Origin of the sequence: Arcticibacter pallidicorallinus (assembly GCF_003002875.1) — a bacterium.
Taxonomy (GTDB): Bacteria; Bacteroidota; Bacteroidia; order Sphingobacteriales; family Sphingobacteriaceae; genus Arcticibacter; species Arcticibacter pallidicorallinus.
In genome coordinates, this window is the sequence record NZ_PVTH01000001.1 from 574,582 (window position 1) to 593,506 (window position 18,925).

General features: G+C 43.7%; 11 protein-coding genes. All 11 read left to right on the forward strand.

All coding sequences use genetic code 11. From position 1 onward, the window contains the following. Positions 1-24: 24 nt before the first annotated feature. The gene (locus B0I27_RS02390) at positions 25-951 is read left to right on the forward strand and encodes a carbohydrate kinase family protein (protein WP_106290987.1); all 927 of its coding nucleotides are present in this window, start codon (positions 25-27) and stop codon (positions 949-951) included. Between the two features lie 24 nt (positions 952-975). Continuing rightward, entirely contained in the window at positions 976-4,053 is a 3,078-nt protein-coding gene (locus B0I27_RS02395; RefSeq protein WP_106290989.1) for a SusC/RagA family TonB-linked outer membrane protein, read from the forward strand. A gap of 46 nt (positions 4,054-4,099) precedes the next feature. Next, positions 4,100-5,797 carry a RagB/SusD family nutrient uptake outer membrane protein gene (locus tag B0I27_RS02400; protein WP_106290991.1) on the forward strand — a complete coding sequence of 566 codons (1,698 nt, stop codon included), beginning with the start codon at positions 4,100-4,102 and terminating at the stop codon, positions 5,795-5,797. Positions 5,798-5,856: 59 nt separating this feature from the next. Next, entirely contained in the window at positions 5,857-7,197 is a 1,341-nt protein-coding gene (locus B0I27_RS02405; protein WP_181276654.1) for a DUF4960 domain-containing protein, read from the forward strand. Positions 7,198-7,235: 38 nt separating this feature from the next. Then, positions 7,236-8,810, forward strand: coding sequence for a glycoside hydrolase family 32 protein (locus tag B0I27_RS02410; protein WP_106290995.1), 1,575 nt, complete (start codon positions 7,236-7,238; stop codon positions 8,808-8,810). Between the two features lie 63 nt (positions 8,811-8,873). Then, positions 8,874-10,814, forward strand: coding sequence for a glycoside hydrolase family 32 protein (locus B0I27_RS02415; protein WP_181276655.1), 1,941 nt, complete (start codon positions 8,874-8,876; stop codon positions 10,812-10,814). Positions 10,815-10,853: 39 nt separating this feature from the next. Next, the gene (locus tag B0I27_RS02420) at positions 10,854-12,380 is read left to right on the forward strand and encodes a glycoside hydrolase family 32 protein (protein ID WP_106290999.1); all 1,527 of its coding nucleotides are present in this window, start codon (positions 10,854-10,856) and stop codon (positions 12,378-12,380) included. A 208-nt stretch (positions 12,381-12,588) separates the two neighbouring features. After that, positions 12,589-13,014: a hypothetical protein gene (locus B0I27_RS02425; RefSeq protein WP_106291001.1), complete on the forward strand. Its 426-nt coding sequence runs from the start codon at positions 12,589-12,591 to the stop codon at positions 13,012-13,014. Next, positions 13,011-13,436: a VOC family protein gene (locus B0I27_RS02430; RefSeq protein ID WP_106291003.1), complete on the forward strand. Its 426-nt coding sequence runs from the start codon at positions 13,011-13,013 to the stop codon at positions 13,434-13,436. The genes B0I27_RS02425 and B0I27_RS02430 overlap by 4 nt, the downstream gene beginning before the upstream one ends. 26 nt (positions 13,437-13,462) lie before the next feature. Next, the gene (locus B0I27_RS02435) at positions 13,463-15,205 is read left to right on the forward strand and encodes a Kelch repeat-containing protein (RefSeq protein WP_106291005.1); all 1,743 of its coding nucleotides are present in this window, start codon (positions 13,463-13,465) and stop codon (positions 15,203-15,205) included. 554 nt (positions 15,206-15,759) lie between these two features. Further along, positions 15,760-18,924, forward strand: coding sequence for a SusC/RagA family TonB-linked outer membrane protein (locus tag B0I27_RS02440; protein WP_106291007.1), 3,165 nt, complete (start codon positions 15,760-15,762; stop codon positions 18,922-18,924). Position 18,925: the final 1 nt, after the last annotated feature.

Below are 18,925 nucleotides of genomic sequence, written 5' to 3' on the forward strand. Positions count from 1 at the left end.
ATTAAACCTTTAAGAATTGCAGGTATGAAAGGAAAAGATCACAATGTAGTCTGCTTTGGTGAGATTCTATGGGATAACTTGCCCACAGGCAGAAAGCCAGGCGGCGCACCCATGAACGTCGCCTACCATTTAAAAAAACTGGGTATAAACAGTATACTGATCAGTCGGGTAGGGGATGATCATAATGGTGAAGAGCTGATCCGCTTTATTAAGGCAAAGGGATTATCTACGGACTTTTGCCAGAAGGATCCTGATCACGTAACTTCTACGGTAGAGGTAGTGATAGGCGATGACCAGGAGGTGAGGTACGATATCGTTGCGCCCGTAGCCTGGGATTATATAGCACTCGAAAAGGGCTTGCCTGAGCTTGTTTCTGAATCAGATGCCTTCGTCTTTGGAAGTCTGGCAACAAGAAATAGGACTTCTTACGAGACGTTGCTTTCTTTACTTGAGAAAGCGAGCTGCAAAGTGTTTGATGTTAATCTGCGCGCTCCTCATTTTGACGTGAAGAAAATCGGTAAGTTGCTATCAAAAACCGACTTGTTGAAACTAAATATCCATGAACTTTACCTCATCTCTGGTTGGTTTGATACAACCTGTAGTACGGAAAGTGAAAGGATCAGCGTATTGCAAAATCTCTTTGGCATTCCGGAAATAGTTCTGACCAAGGGTGGAAGTGGTGCATCTTTCTATACTCAAAACGCTCAGTGTAATTACCCTGCTTTTAAGGTTGAAGTGAATGATACTGTCGGGAGCGGAGACTCTTTTCTTGCTGCATTTTTGTCGAAAAGGATAAAGGGAGAGGGTATTGAGGGGACTTTAAATTACGCCGCAGCTTTGGGAGCTTTTATTACGACTCACTCAGGAGCATGTCCGGAGTATAAGAAATACGATTTAGAAAGATTTATATGGAAAAATGATCTAAACTCAGCCAGACACTTAATTAAGTAGAAAATTAACTAACTAACCAAACTCATGAAAAATTTAATACTTATAATTCCTCTGATTTTAGCTGTAATGTGCTCTTCCACAGCGCAGGAGCGAATAGTCAGGGGAAGGATCACAGAAAAAGCAACCGGGCAACCTGTTATCGGTGCTTCTGTTGTCGTTCAGGAAACGAACAAAAGTACAAGTACCGATATAAATGGAGCATTCGCTGTTAATGCGGCCACCGGCCAAACGATCAGGGTCACTTATATTGGCTTCGAGACTGCGCTGGTAAAAGTAACTACCGGAAACGAGATAGTTATTCAGCTTGATGAAGCTGCCGCGAGTTTATTGTCTGAAGTTGTGGTTACCGGATATCAGTCCCAACGAAAGAAGGATTTGACAGGAGCTGTTACGGTGGTCGATGTGGAGGAAATGAATAAGCAGGCTGTAGCCAATCCTATGAAAGCATTGCAGGGACAGGTTCCTGGAATGTATGTTACCGGAAATGGTGCGCCAAGCTCTCCCGCGACTGTCAGAATCCGGGGTATAGGGACGCTTAATGACAATAATCCGCTGTATATAATTGATGGAGTACCCACAAAGTCTGGTATGCATGAATTAAACTCTGCAGACATTGAGTCGATGCAGGTATTGAAAGATGCCTCTGCCGCCAGTATTTACGGATCCAGGGCAGCTAATGGGGTTATCATTATAACGACGAAGAGAGGAAAATCCGGTGCTGCGCAGGTGAGTGCAAGTGCATCTACTTCACTCTCGAGCCTTGTCAATAATGTAAGTATGCTGGATGCGGAAGGCTATGGACGCGTCATGTGGCAGGCAAATGTTAATGGTAATTTCAATCCCGACAACAACGGCATTCAGTATAAATATGACTGGTATGTTGATCCGGAAACGAACGAGCCTGTGTTAAACAAAGTATTCGTCCCGGAGTTCCTGGATCCTGCTCATACCATGAGATCAGCAGATACTGATTGGCTAAAAGAAATATCCCAGGTCGGCGTCGTGCAGGATTATAACGTTCAGCTCGCTAATGGCTCGGAGAACGGAAGTTACCTGTTGTCTGTTGGCTACTTTGATAATAAAGGCGTTGTGAGAACCACAGGTTTTAACAGGCTATCGGCACGTGTGAATTCTGACTACCGGTTATTTAAGGGGAAGATAAACGTTGGGCAAAATTTAAGTTTGTCGAAAACAAAAGAAGTTGCGGCGGACATTATCAACTCTGCTATCCAGGCAGTTCCTATTATTCCTGTGCGTACTGAGGATGGTATTGGATGGGGAGGTCCGGTAGCGGGCATGAACGACAGGCAAAATCCGGTACGTGTCCTGGAGGATAACAAGCAGAACGGATACAACTATATGCGTCTGTTCGGGAACTTCTTCGCTGACCTCAAAATTGTTGAGGGATTAACTTTCAGATCTAATGTCGGCATTGATTACGGGAACTTCACATCGCGCAACTGGCAGAAGAAATATCAGTCAGGCTACCTCAAAAATGACGTGAACAAAGTAACCAATACGCAAACACATAGCGTCAAGACGACATGGACGAATACCCTGAATTATAAACTCCAGTTAAAACAGCATAATCTTGATATCATAGGCGGGACGGAGTATTATGTGGATAATACAACCTCATTTATGGCATCCAGAGAGGGTTTCGTATTGGAGGATCCGAATTATTTATACCTGGATGCAGGAACGGGTACGAAGGACAATGCTGGAAGTGGAGCTAAAAATGTATTGCTTTCTTATTTTGGAAAAGCCAACTACTCTTATCTTGACAGGTACCTGTTTTCTGCAACGATCAGATATGACGGATCTTCCCGTTTTGGTGATAATAATCGTTTCGGAACCTTTCCGGCCTTCTCAGCAGGATGGCGTATTAGCGAGGAAGGGTTTATTAAAGATAACGCGGAAATTTTTGATGAATTAAAACTCCGTTTCGGCTGGGGAAAAACGGGCAACCAGGAGATCGAAAATAATGCTATTTATAACCTGTATTTTCCGAACTATAACATCACTGCCTACGATATTAATGGCGATAAAAGTGGCGTGCTGGCTTCTGGATTTTACTTATCACAAAATGCCAATCCCAATCTGAAATGGGAAGCTACGGAAATGAGCAACGTAGGGCTTGATTACTCCTTGTTTAATCAAAAGCTTTATGGAAGTGTGGACTACTACATTAAAAAGACATCTGACATTTTGCTAAAACCACCATATATCGGTGTCTTAGGTGAGGGTGGTAATACTTGGGTTAACGGTGCGTCAATGGAGAATAAGGGTTTTGAATTTGTCATTGGACACCGGAGTACGATCAACAGAAATCTTAAGCTTGATCTCACCGGTAATTTTGATGTGGTTAAAAACAGAGTGACCAAGTTGCCTCCGGAAGTTATCAATGCCTACGGTGGTGACGGACGGGGACAGAACATTCTGGGAAGAACGTTCGGGTCACACTTTGGCTATATTGCCGATGGCTTGTTTAGAACGCAGGATGAAGTTGATGCAAGTGCCGAACAGCCGAATAAGGGACTAGGGCGTATCCGCTATCGCGATCTGAATGGAGATAAGGTGATCAATGATTATGACAGAACATGGATTGGTACTCCTCTCCCCAAGTTTACGTATGGTTTCAATGCGGCGGTTAGTTATAAGAACTTTGACTTTTCTTTCTTGCTGCAGGGATTGGGGTCAATCGATGTCAGGAACGAGTCGAAGTTTTATACCGACTTCTGGAGTGCTGTAGAATCTTCATCCAACAAGGGGACGCGGCTGTTGGACGCATGGTCGCCTACTAACCCTGATTCAGACATCCCCGCGGTAGCGCTCACAGATAATAATTCGGAAGCAAGGTTTTCGACCTATTTCGTTGAGAACGGGTCTTATCTGAAGCTGAGAAATGCTCAAATTGGTTATTCACTCCATAAATCGCTTATATCCAGACTTAAGGTGCAATCGGTGAGAGTATACCTCGGTGGCGATAATCTGGGGATACTGCTTAAATCAAAATCGTTTACTGGTGTGGATCCTGAGAGTCCGGGATTTGGATACCCCAATCCGCTGGTGGTCACTGCAGGAGTTAACCTGCGCTTTTAACGAGAGAGATTGTCTGATTTAATAATCTGTTATAGATCTGAATAGTATGAAAAGATATTTTTTTAAAGCTATTTTAATAGCTATCACTTTGAGTTCTTGCACCAAGGACCTTGATGTGGGCGCAGTAGGTGCGCTTGACGAAAGCCAGGTTTCTAACCCTGAGCAAGCTGAAGGCTTCGTGATTGCAGCTTATTCGCAGCTTGGCAATGATGAAATTAACCGCGCCTTCAGTATGTACCAGTATGGTAATGTCAGGGCTGACGATGCCTACAAGGGAGGAGGCGGTATCAGCGACGGGGATGTTTTTCACTTTATGGAGACTTTCGTAACCTCCAGACCGGATCAATGGAACTATGATGGTATTTGGTTTAATATTTATGTGGGGATTCGAAGAGCTAACGAAGGCCTGCGTATTCTTAATCAGTTTACTACTGCCGAATATCCGCTGGTAAATATACGTAAGGCTGAATTGCGCTTTTTAAGGGGCTACTGGTATCTTATGCTTGAAAATTTATTCAAGAATATCCCTTACATAGACGAGAACGTACCTGCCTCAGAATATAAATTCGTTTTAAATAATGAATTTACAAGGGATGAAATCCTGGAAAAGATTGCAGCTGATTTTCAATACGGTACAGAAAACCTTCCGGCAACACAACCTCAAATTGGGCGCGCCAATAAGTACGCTGCCTATGCCTTCCTTGCAAAAACAAGATTGTTTCAGGCATATAAGCAAAACGATCAGCACGCTGTGACCAGCATAGATGCAGGTAAACTGGAAGAAGTGGTTCAGGCTGCCAATCAGGTGTTGAGTTCCAGTTATGGCCTTCAGCCGGATTTCGCGAATAATTTTCTATCAGGCTCCGGTTTTGAAAATGGAAAAGAAGCGATCATGTCTGTACAGTTTTCAAGCAGTGATGGGGCAGGACGCGGAAGAGTGAATTTCGGTGACATGCTTACGGTACCCCAGGGATTGGGCTGCTGTGATTTTCAAAAGCCTTCGCAGACTTTAGTAAACGCTTACAGGACTAATGCTAATGGTGTTCCTTTATTTGAGACGTATAACCAGCAAAATGTAGACTTGGCAGAGGCAACGATTGATCCGCGATTAGACCACACCATCTCCAGACCGGGCGCACCCTGGAAATATGATCCTAACCTGCTGGTATCTAACGGATGGAGCCGGAATATTGCACTGTATGGTACGTATAATTCCATGAAAGAAAATGTATCGCCAGATGCTCTGATAAACATCGATCCATTCTACGGAAATACCAAACCGCGCATTATGATCAGGTATGCTGATGTGATGTTGTTTAAAGCCGAGGCTTTAATTGAATTGGGTCGCCACAATGAGGCTCTTCCACTCATAAATGAAATTAGAGAAAGAGCCGCAAATAGTGCCGCTCGGTTGGTTAAAGCTGACGGAACGCCAACTGCAAAGTATTACGTGCAGCCTTATATAGCTGGCGAGAACATCATTTGGAATCAGGAAAACGCGCGCAAGGCTTTGCGTTTTGAGCGGCGGCTTGAAATGGCTCTCGAAGGGGAGCGATTCTTTGACTTGATGCGCTGGGGCGTTACAGCTGAAGTGATGAACGCATTTTTCGACGCAGAGAGGCCGTCCCGCAGTATATATCAGGGCGCAAGATTTACGAAGGGTAGAGATGAGTTTTTGCCTATTCCTCAGAATCAAATTTTCTGGAGTGAGAACCGGTATGTTCAAAATCCAGGATATAATTAATACTAATCATCATAGATATGACCAGCTATTTTAACCGACATAGAGCATACTGTTTGCTCATGGTACTTGTAATGTTATCGTTTGGGTGTAAGAAAGATAGTTCGACGCTCAATCTAGACGCTGAAGTACAATTGACTTCCTTTGCCATTAATGGTGTCACCGGAGAAATAAATCAGGGATCTGGAGATATATTAATCAATCTTCCTTTTGGGACTGATGTTAGTTCTTTGACCCCTGTTCTTGGGCTTCCTGAGCAGGCTGTTTCATCGATGGATCCGGGGCGGCCGCATAACTTTACGGGCCCGGTAAGTTACAGAATCACGAATGGGAATTTATATAAAGAGTACTTAGTAACAGTAAAGATCATTCCTCCATTGGTATCGTTTAGTATCAACGGTGTTGACGCTACAATTGACCATGGGAACAAGAGTATTTCTGTACTGCTGCCGGATGGTACCGACCTGAGCAACTTAACGCCTTCTATTGCTTTGCAGCAGGATGTGACTGTTTCTCCTTCTCCAAATACTGCTCAGAATTTCGTTAAACCGGTGTTGTATACCCTTTCAAAAGGCGGTGTGAGTGCTGTTTATCAGGTAAACGTGATCAGCAACTCGATCAGTCAGTATGCGTTTCTTGGAGTGGCTCCAAGCCGGGACATGATTACGAACAGCGATGAAAAGGCTGCTGCGGACTGGTTCTTTGAAACGTATCCTGAAGCGGATTATATTTCTTTTCAGACAATAGAAACGGGAATGAGACTGTCGAATTACAAGGTAATCTGGTGGCATTTTGATTCTTCTCAATCCTTGCCTGACGCGGCCCTAAATCCGAATGTTATCAACGCCCTTAAAGCTTACCGGGCTAATGGAGGGAGCTTGTTGTTAACGTCCTATGCGACCATTTATCTGGAGAGGCTGGGTATAGTACCTGCCGGTAAGGGGCCGAACAATGTTTTTGGTGATTTTCTCCCTGCGGGTGGTATTGAGTTCAATAGTGACTGGGGGATCTCATTCAAAGGAAGGGAGAATCATCCGATCTTCAGGAACCTGGAGACTTTCGAAACAGGTAAGGCCTATCTTCTGGAAAGAGGAACATTCCGGCTAAATCACACGGCGTGGTGGTTCTTGCCTGAGTGGGGCGGGTATGGAAATGGAGCTAACTGGAGACAGCAAACCGGCGGTGTAAATCTCGCTTCGGAGGCTTGGGATGACCAGCTTGATGGAAGAGTTGGAATTGCCGAATGGCCAGCGGCAGGTAATGGCAATACACTTATCATTGCCTTCGGAGCTTACGATTGGTATTCTGAGCCTCAAGCTGGCGCAAGTACTGCTAACAGATACATGAATAACATTCGGATTCTTACGAGAAACGCTGTAGACTATTTAAGAGGAACTAACTAAGCGCGTTATCCAAAAAACCATTTACTAACAAGACAATTATGTTTTTAGGAAGAATATTTTGTGCTGCAGGCCTGCTATTAAGCTTGATGTCTTGTAGCAAAGACAAAACGGAATACACTTTTGAACCGGTGAAGGTTGAAAAGTTTACTATTTACCCTAAGCCAACCGGAGGTACGAGCCAGAATAATGGATATATAGGCTGGGTGGGTGATGTGATGCCCTATTATGAAGATGGTAAATTTCAAATTTTCTTCCTTCATGATGCAACCGATCTGGTGAAAAGCAGCAGTGCAGGACAACATCCTGTCCATAAGTTTACTTCAACCAACGTATTGGATTTTAATTACGAAGGGGAGATGATCCCCTATGGTGATGCAAATACGCAGGATCAACTGCCAGGTACAGGATCTGTCGTTAAGGTGGGGGATACTTATTACTTTTATTATACGGGACATAACAGCAGTGCTTCCTGGCTGCAAAATAACAATCCTGGCTGGGCTACGGCAAACGACCGGGAAGCGGTGATGTATGCGACAAGCAAAGATCTCAGTAACTGGACAAAGCGTAAAGACTTTTCACTGAGAGCCCCCTCCGGATATACAGGCAATGACTTCAGGGATCCTTATGTGTTTTATAACGATGAGTTCGGGGAGTACTGGATGCTGGTGAGTACAAAAACAGCGACTAATGGGGCAGTCGGAAAAGGAGTTATTCTGGTATATACTACAAAAGACCCTTCTTCGAATACCTGGGTGTTAAAGCCTGCTCCTTTATCTGTTGAAGGTACTTACGAAATGCTCGAATGTGCAGATATCTTTAAGGCGGGAGACAAGTATTATATGCTATTTGCTGAAGACTGGAGTAGCACACCTGGTACTCATTACCGTGTAGCTAATTCTACCGCAGGGCCATGGATGAAGCCCGCAGATGGAAATGATATGTTTGACGGTCATCAGTTCTACGCCGCTCGTTCAGCTGCTGACGCATCTCATCGTTATGCTTTTGGATGGGCCCATCGTCGACAGGGTGAAACGGATAACGGCGCAAGAACCTGGGCAGGAAACTTGATTACACATGAAATTTACCCCCTTTCCAATAATAAGCTGGGTGTGAGAAGTCCTCTCTCCGTAACAGAATATTTTAGCAATGAGAAAGAAGCCAGCGCAATTTCTGAAAGCGGGACGGTGAGCCGTTCGGGTTCAAATTATATGTTGAACGGAACGAATGGCATGGCTTTATACAAATTTGAAGGGATAGAAGGGACAGCTAAGGTTCTGGGCACCTTCGCTATAAATAATCTTACAGGTACCGCTGCTATAGGGTTCAATACAACTGATAATAACACAGGCAGTTACACAATAAAGTTCGACGCAGGAACCGGTCGTATTGTGGCTTATAATAATGGTGTGGAAGTAACTCGTGTTCCTTTCAACCTGGAAGTTAACAAAGCCTATACGTTCAGTTTGATTATAGACGGGTCGGTGAGCGTACTCTATGTAAATGACGAAGTGGCATTGACGAACCGAATATACAGTCTACAAGGGAAGCCCTGGAGCTTCACAGCTGATGGAGTCACATTAAATGTGAACAATCTGAAGGTGCGCTATCATTAATCACTTTTAACGCTTATTTACATGGGTAAAGTATTTTTTAGATCCTCAATTTATACAATCCTGATGTTCACTTTCTTGGTTTCAGACGTAAATGGGCAGCAAAACTCATCGAGGAGCAGAGAAGAAAAGTACAGGCCCCAATACCATTTTAGTCCTGAGAAAGGATGGATAGGAGACCCCGACGGCTTGGTTATTCATCGGGGTAAATTTCATCTCTTCTGGTGGGGGCATGCAGTATCTGAAGATCTTGTGCACTGGAAAGAATTACCACCGCCAATGAAGGGCGACGATAAATCATTTTCTTACTTCAGCGGATCTGTGGCAGTAGATCTTCAGAATACGAGTGGATTTGGAAAAAACAGCATGGTGGCGGTATATACAAGACATTTTGCGGGTGATTCTTTGCCTGAAACGCAGGCGCTTTCTATTAGTAAAGACGATGGATTGGTGTTTAATTATTATGCAGAAAATCCGGTTTTAGATATTGGGAAAGTATTCTTCAGAGACCCTCAGGTTTTTTGGTACCCGGCAGACAAGCTGTGGAAAATGGTTGTTGCTCTTCCAGATGTGCAGCAAATTCACATATATGAGTCGAGAGATTTAAAAAGCTGGCAGTTTTGCAGCACATTTACCGGCTTAGGGGCCCAGAATTCTTTTTGGGAGTGCCCGGATCTCTTTGAGCTACCTGTGTTGAACGGTAAAAAGGAAAAAAAATGGGTAATGCTCATTGGTCGCGGTCCAAATAGAGTCCAGTACTTTGTAGGCGATTTTGATGGGAAAACATTCACATCTGATACTCAAACTGCCAGTTTCATTAAAACTGGAAAAGGTCTGGATGGTGAGGTCTACGATGATTTTGAGGCAGGCCATGAGTCGAAATGGAGTAGGGAAGGAACGGCGTTTTCCAAGAATACCGGAAGTAAAGAGCTAACCGATTACCTGGGTAAAAGTTACATCGGGAGCGTAGCTAAAGAGGGCTCAATAGGCAGGATGAAATCTGCACCATTTCTGATTAAGCAAAAAGCGATTAATTTTTTAATTGCCGGAGGTGATTCTGCGGATTCTACTGGTATACGTTTGATTGTAGATGGTAAAGTCGTGAGATCTTCTACGGGAGATAATAGCAAGGTTTTAAAATGGAATGGTTGGGATGTACGTAATCTGGCAGGTAAACGGGCTTACCTGGAGATTTTAGACCTTACTACGGATACGATCAGCGGCTCCATAGCTATAGATCATATTGTATTTTCTGATCAGTTGTTAAATCAGCGGCTGGAGCATGCTTTATGGTTGGATTATGGAAGTGACTACTATGCTACGAGAACCTGGAGAAATTATGATGAAAGTAAGGCGCTGGGTGATACAGTGTTCGCCATAGGGTGGATGGGAAATTGGGATTATGCCAGAAAAGCACCAACGTCATGGGGAAAGGGGTTCGAGTCGTTGCCCCGGACGATGGCTCTTAAGCGAACTGGAGCGGGATATCGGATCGTCCAGCAGCCGGTTCCACAGTTGCAGAAGCTCCGGCAGGCCCTTCACGAATCTGGAATGCAAGAAATAAATGGAATACAAAAACTCGAAACATTCCGGCCGTCAAGAAATACATATGAAATGGAGGTAGAATTTAAGGCATCGTCTGATGCAGCGTTCGGCCTGTTTTTACTTGAAGGAGAGGGGAGGAAGTTAGTTTTGCGATATGATCCGGTAACTTCTGAAATCCGCCTGGACCGTACAAACTGTACTGATTTTGTATCGGATTCATCGTTTAACGAACTATTTGCTAAGGAAATGTCTGCTCCTTTAAAGTTGGATCAAGGAAAGCTTCGGCTACACATTTTTGTAGATCAATCTTCCATAGAAGTGTTTACGAATGATGGGGAAGTGGTGCTCAGCGCCACAACATTTCCATCGGATGGGCAATTAGGAATATCGCTGTTTTCCGAAAGAGGGAAAACGCAATTAACCAAACTGAAAGCCTGGGAGTTGAATTCTATTTGGAAGTAGGTTGCTCTGTTCAATCTGAATAATAAATTAAATATTTTTATGAGAACTATTAGATTACTTTGTTTCTTGTGCCTTGCTCTAACTATTGGAGCTTGTAATGTTAGCAAAATTGCTGTCGCACAACCTTACAATCAAACTCACCGCCCACAGTTTCACTTTTCTCCTAAGGCGCACTGGATGAATGACCCCAATGGTATGGTCTATCTAAATGGGAAATATCATTTATTTTATCAGCATTATCCAGAAGGTACAACCTGGGGCCCTATGTACTGGGGACATGCGACAAGTAAGGATTTGGTGCATTGGCAGGAGCAACCTGTCGCGTTGTCACCAGACAGCCTGGGCTATATATTTTCAGGAAGTGCAGTTGTAGATCATAACAACACGTCGGGTTTGGGCAAGGACGGAAAAGTGCCGCTTGTAGCGATCTTTACCCATCATAACAAGGAATTGGAGAGTAAAGGCCGGAATGATTTTCAGTACCAAAGCATTGCATATAGTTTGGATGAAGGTATTACGTGGGCGAAATATGCTGGTAATCCGGTTCTTAAAAATCCCGGAATCGTTGATTTTAGAGATCCTAAGGTAATGTGGCATGAGGAGGGGAAAAAGTGGATTATGACTTTAGCTACTAAGGACAGGATAACGTTTTATTCATCTCCAGACTTAAAAAGCTGGGTAAGAGAGAGTGATTTTGGAGCCGAGATCGGTGCTCATGGCGGCGTATGGGAATGTCCTGATCTTTTTCCTCTCGATCTGGACGGGAAGAAGACATGGGTGCTATTGGTAAGCATCAATCCCGGAGCTCCGAACGGTGGTTCAGGTACGCAGTATTTCACGGGAGATTTTGATGGTAAAACGTTTGTTCCGCATTCTACGGAAACCAAGTGGCTTGACTATGGGACTGATAATTACGCAGGAGTAACCTGGTCTAATACAGGAAACAGAAAAGTATTTATTGGTTGGATGAATAACTGGCAGTACGCGAATGTTGTTCCAACGGTTGAGTGGCGAGGAGCAACCACTATGGCGAGAGAGTTGAGCCTCACGGCGGTAGATGGAAAAGCTTATTTGGTGTCTTCTCCTGTTAAGGAGTTCGAAAAGATAACGAGGCTAACCTATTCAAAAGAAAATATTAATAGCTCAAGGGAAATTGATCTGTCCGCCAAACTTAAAAAGCTGAACGGTAGTTTTAGGCTGGACGTATCTTTCCAAAATAAGGAAAATTTTCAGGTCGTTCTTTCTAATAAAACCGGTGAAGAGTTAAGGATAGGATACGAAAAGGATTCCAATCAATATTTTATTGACAGGAGCAAGGCGGGTAAGTCTGATTTCGAAAAAGGTTTCGCAAAAAAACATTTTGCACCCCGGATATCTTCTTCAGAGCGAATTGATTTGAGTATCTATTTTGATTCTGCGTCTGCTGAGGTTTTTGTCGATAATGGTTTAAACGTGTTTACCGATGTCTATTTTCCGGAGAATCAAATGGACCAGCTTAAAATTGAAACAAATAATGCAGCTACTGTAGGCCGGATAGAAGTTTACGATATTAGCAGTATCTGGTAAGGTACTGTTGTCTATGCCGTGATGTAAGTTATCAAGATTTAGACTGTCGGTTGTGAATTATTGCGACATTATATTGTCGCAATAACTTATCCTGCCAGCGGAAGATTAAGATCTCTTGTTGTGCTTCGCTGCCATTTACTTTGCGAACAAAAAACAGATGCAGCTGGGTGAAAGTATTGTTGTATATTTACTATACACTCACACACCAATGTTGAAAGGATTTATCAAAGCCGTCGTATGTCTTACTGTAATATGGTTTTCGAGCCATGCAGTGGGTCAGGCACAGATCGTCGTCAATCCAGACGGTTCTCATTCGATCGTAGCGGGGAACGTTGCGATTAATCCAGACGGTACGCACTCTGTTATAGTCGGGAACATTGCAATTAATCCAAACGGAACGCATTCTGTCATCATGGGCAATACTGTCGTTAACCCAAATGGCACGCACTCCGTGATTGTGGGCGGTTCTCAGGAAGAGAGTACATCTTACATGCGGTCGAAGAAATCAGATTACAGAAGTATAACCTGGTCTGAATACCGTCAGGCAAAATTAGCACGTAAAGAGGGGAGGCGAAAAGCCAGAGAGGCCCGCCGTTTAATGAAACGAGGAAATGAAGGGGGGAACGAACTATGAGAACAATAAATCCATGGATCAACTTTAACGGCAATGCCGAAGAAGCGTTCACTTTCTACAAATCTGTTTTTGGTGGAGAGTTCACGAAGGTTATTAGATTTAAGGATTTAACAAGCGCTGAATTTCCTGTTCCGGATAATGAGGCAGATAAAATAATGTACATTGCTTTGCCTCTTGGCAAAAACAACCAATTAATTGGTAATGACGTCCCGGAATTTATGGGACAGATAAATGAAAACGAAAACCGATCCAAGATCTCCATTAGCACTGAAAGCCGAGAGGAAGCAGATAAATTATTTAACGGACTATCAGCAGGTGGAAGTGTTGAAGGGGAGATAGGCGAGAGTCCGTGGGGTACCTATGCTGGAATGTTCAGAGACAGATTTGGCATAGAGTGGATTGTGGAATTCGATTCCGGTTAATTTGACTCGACAAACCTTATCCGCATATGCGCTTTACTCAGATAATAATACTTATACTTTTAAGTGTATTTTTTACTTCCTGCAAGAAAGATCAAGACAAAGAAGAACCTCAGCAACCTCCAATCGTTAAGGAAACGGAGCAGAGCTTTTACAAAGATTTGAAGGTAGACAGCATACAGATGCTCTCTGCCCTGGTGTCTTTTCAGCTCTCTAAACCCATGAAGGGGGTAGGAATGTTAATTGCGCTTGACTCATTATCGCTGGTAAACCGAATCGAGGATTACATGAATCGGGATTTGGTTTTGCGGGATAACAGATATTACGGAAAAATTGAATGGCCATATAATCTGCCTCCCAGTGATGACATCTTTTGGTTCCGTCTGTATGTCATTGAAGAGAACGGTACAAGGACCTATTCTCCGGTATTTCGTCAGCCAATAGCCACCTACCAGATAAAGAATATCTATGTTGTCAACGGCAATGGTTCTTTCAATAAGCATCCCAAGAATTTTTATATGAATTATGAAGGTGGCGCTATCGGTTCCTATGATAACGCGCTTATGGCAGAAGCAGTGACTAATGACGTAAACCCTAAAAATTACAAGGCGACTTTAAACGGAGTAAGTATTTCCACAAACAGTGTGGACCCTATGGCATATCCGGAAAGCCACAAACGAATAGTATTTGACGTTCCGGACGATTATCCGCTCGGGGCGGCTACTTTTAAATTGTATTATCTGAATGAATTGGTCTTAGCTCAGCAAGTGCAGGTAATAAACGGCGGGCTTTTGACTAAGGATAAACATCCCAGTAGCGAATATATAGAATGGCAAAGTGTCTTCGTTCACGATAATGAGCTGTATACGTTTATAAGTGGGATCACAATTCGGGTAAGTAGGCTTTATAAATGGAACCCATTGACAAAAAAATGGTCTGAACTGCCAAGCCCTGGCGTTGCGCCCAGGATAGGTCAGAGCAATAGAGCGTTTTCTATCAATGGGATAGTTTACTTTCCCCCTGCGAAAATCGAACGCTGGGGTATTTTTGATGAGAACAATCCCTACTATTATAAAGAGGTGATTACTACCTATGAACCATCAAGTAATTCGTGGGGGGAGATTGAGTTATTTTCTACCCTGGATGAAAACCTGGATAGGGGATTGGAAGTACTAGAAAGCTTTGCCATCGGTGATAATATTTACAGTATCATACGGGAGAGCTCAAAGAACGCAGCAATGAGTCGCTGTATTATAAAGGTATTCAACGTGAAGGACAGAAGTTGGACGGAGTTCATGGAACTTCCCAGTAAGGTTTATCGAGCTACAGTATTGGATGGCATCGTGTATCTTCTGAGCTGTGAGGGGGATGTTCAGGAATATGCGTCAAGTACTTTCAAAAATGAGTTCATGATCCTCGATTTGGCAAACAAATCGCTCATAAAGAAGAGGTGGATCTCTCATAAGAACGCGGGTACTTATAAGTCATATTTGACAGCCTTTGAAAATAAGATCTATGTATATGGCGGGCAGTATTCTTCAGGTTATACAACTTTGTATTCATCGTTGTTCGCAGTTTATAACCCTTCAGTGGATGAATGGAAGCCGGTAAGTGGATACAGTTATTTTACAGCGTGGGTGAGTCAAACAAACGGGTTCATGCTTCCGATCGATAAAAAGCTTTATGTCGGCATGGGCTTTGACAGGTACACCAATGGTAATATTTACGGGAGTGTAAGTAATTTTACAATCTCTCAGCTGTCGGTAAGGTAGCTCGTTCAGGTAAATACTACGTCATTCCATGAACTTTTTATAGCAAGGAAAATCTTTAAGTTTCAGGAGTGCTAAGTGCTTTATGGGTAGCCGATTTCTGCGCCAGGAGGCTAGAAACTGCATTTTAAACAAATAAGACAGCAATTTGTACAATTGTGCCATCGACTAGATCAGTCTTCAACTACTTTAGTTCAACCAAATATTATTGGCGATGAAGTACTATCGCCGGATTAATAACCAACTAACCAATTATAAATAACATGATTAAAAACTTACCTAACGACGGGCACTAACTGAAAAGGTGCCGAACGGCCAACTCATTACCATTTATCATTACTTATCTTATACATAACTCCGTTTTCGGTAATCGCGCCGCTTACGCATCATCAGCGGTCCTGAGTAAGTTTTGTGGCGGATACCGAGCCTAACCGATAAGATAAGAAACGCAGCATTTTAAGGAAGCAGGATTATTGTTTTTCCAACAGTGGAGGGAACCTCTATGCCTTTGAATGAGAGAATTCCTGCTAACAAATTATTTAAACCTTTTTTAACCAATGGAAAGTAGTAAAAAAGTTCATAAGGACTGGCGTCAAGGGCGACGCTCTCTTAAAAAAGCTCTGCTTGCAGGCCTTGTTTTCGTTTTGCTGGCAAACGTCGTTTTTGCCCAGCAGCAAAGAACGGTCACCGGGGTTGTTGTCGAGGGACAAGATATTCCTGTCATAGCAGCAACTGTATCTGTAAAGGGCACGTCCATTAAAACCTCTACCAACGGATCGGGGCAATTCACACTGAGCGTCCCGCAAAATGCGACGACCTTAACAGTGGTTTACATTGGGATGGTGAGCCAGGAGGTGGATATCCGCAATAAGAACAGTGTTCGTGTGGTTATGAAAGATGACGTGCAGATGCTCCAGGAAGCTGTAGTTCAGGTTGGTTACGGCCAGCAGAAGAAGGCAAGTGTGGTTGGCTCCATCACTCAAACCACAAGCGAAGTGTTGGAGCGTACCGGGGGTGTAACCAGTTTGGGGGCTGCCCTGACTGGAAATTTACCAGGGGTAATCACAACAGCAAGTTCAGGTATGCCAGGGGAAGAGGATCCTCAAATCCTGATCCGAGGTCGCAGTACCTGGAATAATGCCAGTCCACTCATTCTCGTGGACGGTGTCGAACGATCGATGAATAATATAGATATCGCCTCGGTTGAAACAGTATCGGTACTGAAAGATGCATCAGCTACTGCTGTATTCGGAGTTAAGGGAGCAAATGGTGTTATTTTGATAACCACTAAAAGGGGCCGCTCAGGTAAAGCTGAAGTCAGAGCTTCTTTGAATACGGTTGTAAAAGCGCCATCAAAACTTCCGGGAAAGCTGGATTCCTATGATATGTTTCGTACCAGAAACCAGGTCATTGAATATGAGTTGGGTCTTTCACCAGGCGCATGGTCTTCTATTCTGCCTGAAGAAGTGATGATGAAGTACCGTTCTCCCGCCAATCTGGAGGAAGCCGAGCGCTATCCGAATGTTGACTGGGTAGATGTACTGTTTCGCGATAACGCCATGAGTTACAATGCTAACGTAAATGTTAGTGGGGGTACTCCCTTTGTGAAATATTTCACGTCAGTTGATTATCTCGACGAGGGTGACCTTTTCAAACGTTTCGAGAACAATCGCGGATACGAAGGGGGATATGGTTATAATAGATTGAATGTACGTAGTAATCTGGATTTTCAGCTTACAAAAAGTACTGTGTTCAGAACCAATCTTACTGGTTCCAGAGGGTTAACCAGCCGTCCGTGGATTGGAGTAAATCCTTATAATACCTGGACTGCTGCTTATTCTGCAGCACCGAACCTTTTCTTACCAAAATATTCGGATGGAGTCTGGGGATTTTATTTCCCGAATGTACAGCAAGGGCTCAACTCAGCGCAGATCTTGTCAACAAGCGGAGTCCAGGACGTTACTACTTCCCGCATCACTACAGATTTTACACTTGACCAGGATCTAGGGATGGTTCTGAAGGGCTTGAACTTCAAGGGAACCCTTTCTATTGACAATACGTTTGTTGAAGATCAACGTGGAGTGAATGATACGAATAACGGTGTTTTGAGTAAATATATTGATCCTGAAACGGGTCTTGTAACCTACTCGCAAACTAAAGACGCCGGGACAGAACTTGAATGGAGAGAGAGTGTTCGTTGGGCAAGCAGCGCAGGTTCCGTCGATGACAGGGCTACTTACAGGCGCATGTTTTCGCAATTTCAGTTAAACTATGGAACTCAAATTGGGAAGCATCACAATGTTACAGCAATGGGACTTTGGAGCCGCGACCAGACTGCACGAGGTAGTGTTATTCCATCATACCGCGAAGACTGGGTGTTTAGAACAACATATAACTATAAAGGAAAGTACAGTGCTGAGTATAACGGAGCCTATAACGGTTCTGAGAGGTTTGGCCCAGACTATCGCTTCGAGTTCTTTTCTTCCGGAGGTTTCGGATGGATGCTGTCTGAAGAAGCCTTCATGAAAAATATTCGCTTCCTGGATATGCTTAAAATCAGAGGATCATACGGAGAAATTGGTGATGATGGTGGTTCACCAAGGTTCGCTTACCTCGGAATTTGGGAGTTTGGCGGTCGGACTCCATTGGGTATAACCGGAGAATCTGCAGAACAGAGTCCTTATAACTGGTACAGAGAAACGGGAGTGGGAAATCCGAATGTACGTTGGGAGAAAGTTGTGAAAAAGAACATTGCAATTGATTTTGGAATTTTTAGAAATCTGTTGTCGGGTAGTATCGACTTCTTCCAGGATGATAGAAGTGATATTCTTAGTACTACACGTGCTGTGCCGACATATTACGGTGCCAATCCTCCTGTAGCGAACGTTGGAAGAGTGAGGTCAAGAGGGTATGAATTTGATTTACGTTTCAACAAGCGGATCAACGATAATCTTCGCGTGTGGTCAAATATCAATTTTACCCATGCGAAAAATGAAGTGCTTGAGGCAGACGTAGCATCATTGTTGCCACTTTACTCAAAGCCTTTGGAAAAGCAGATTGGTCAGGCGTATTCTCACGTGAGCCAGGGTTATTACAACACCTGGGATGAGCTTTTTGCCAGCACTCCACACAACGCGAATGACGACCAAAAACTTCCGGGTAACTATCACATCGTTGACTATAACGCGGATGGTATTATCGATGCAAACGATAATATTCCTTACGGCTATTCCGGAGCTCCCGAGAACACCTATAACGCTACATTGGGTTTTGACTGGAAGCGCTTCAGCATATTCGCTCAGTTCTACGGTGTGAATAATGTTACTCGCCAGGTTGTTCTGGGAAGTTTCGGTGGAAAGAACACTGTTGCTTACGAAGAAGGAAGTTACTGGTCAATGAATAATACTAGTCCGGATGGACCAATGCCGAGATGGGAATCAACACCAACCGGTTTCTACACTGCGGACAGGCATTTTTATGATGCTTCTTATATCCGCTTGAAGAACGCAGAGATTGCTTATACGTTTGATCAAAACTGGATTAAAAAGGCAGGTATGTCTAGCGTAAGGCTGTTTATCAATGGAAACAACCTGTTCGTTTGGACCAAGATGCCTGATGACCGTGAAGCAAACTACCAGGGTGCAGGCGGGCAGGGATGGGCTTCTCAGGGAGCGTATCCTACGGTAAAACGTTATAACCTTGGTGCAAACATCACCTTCTAAT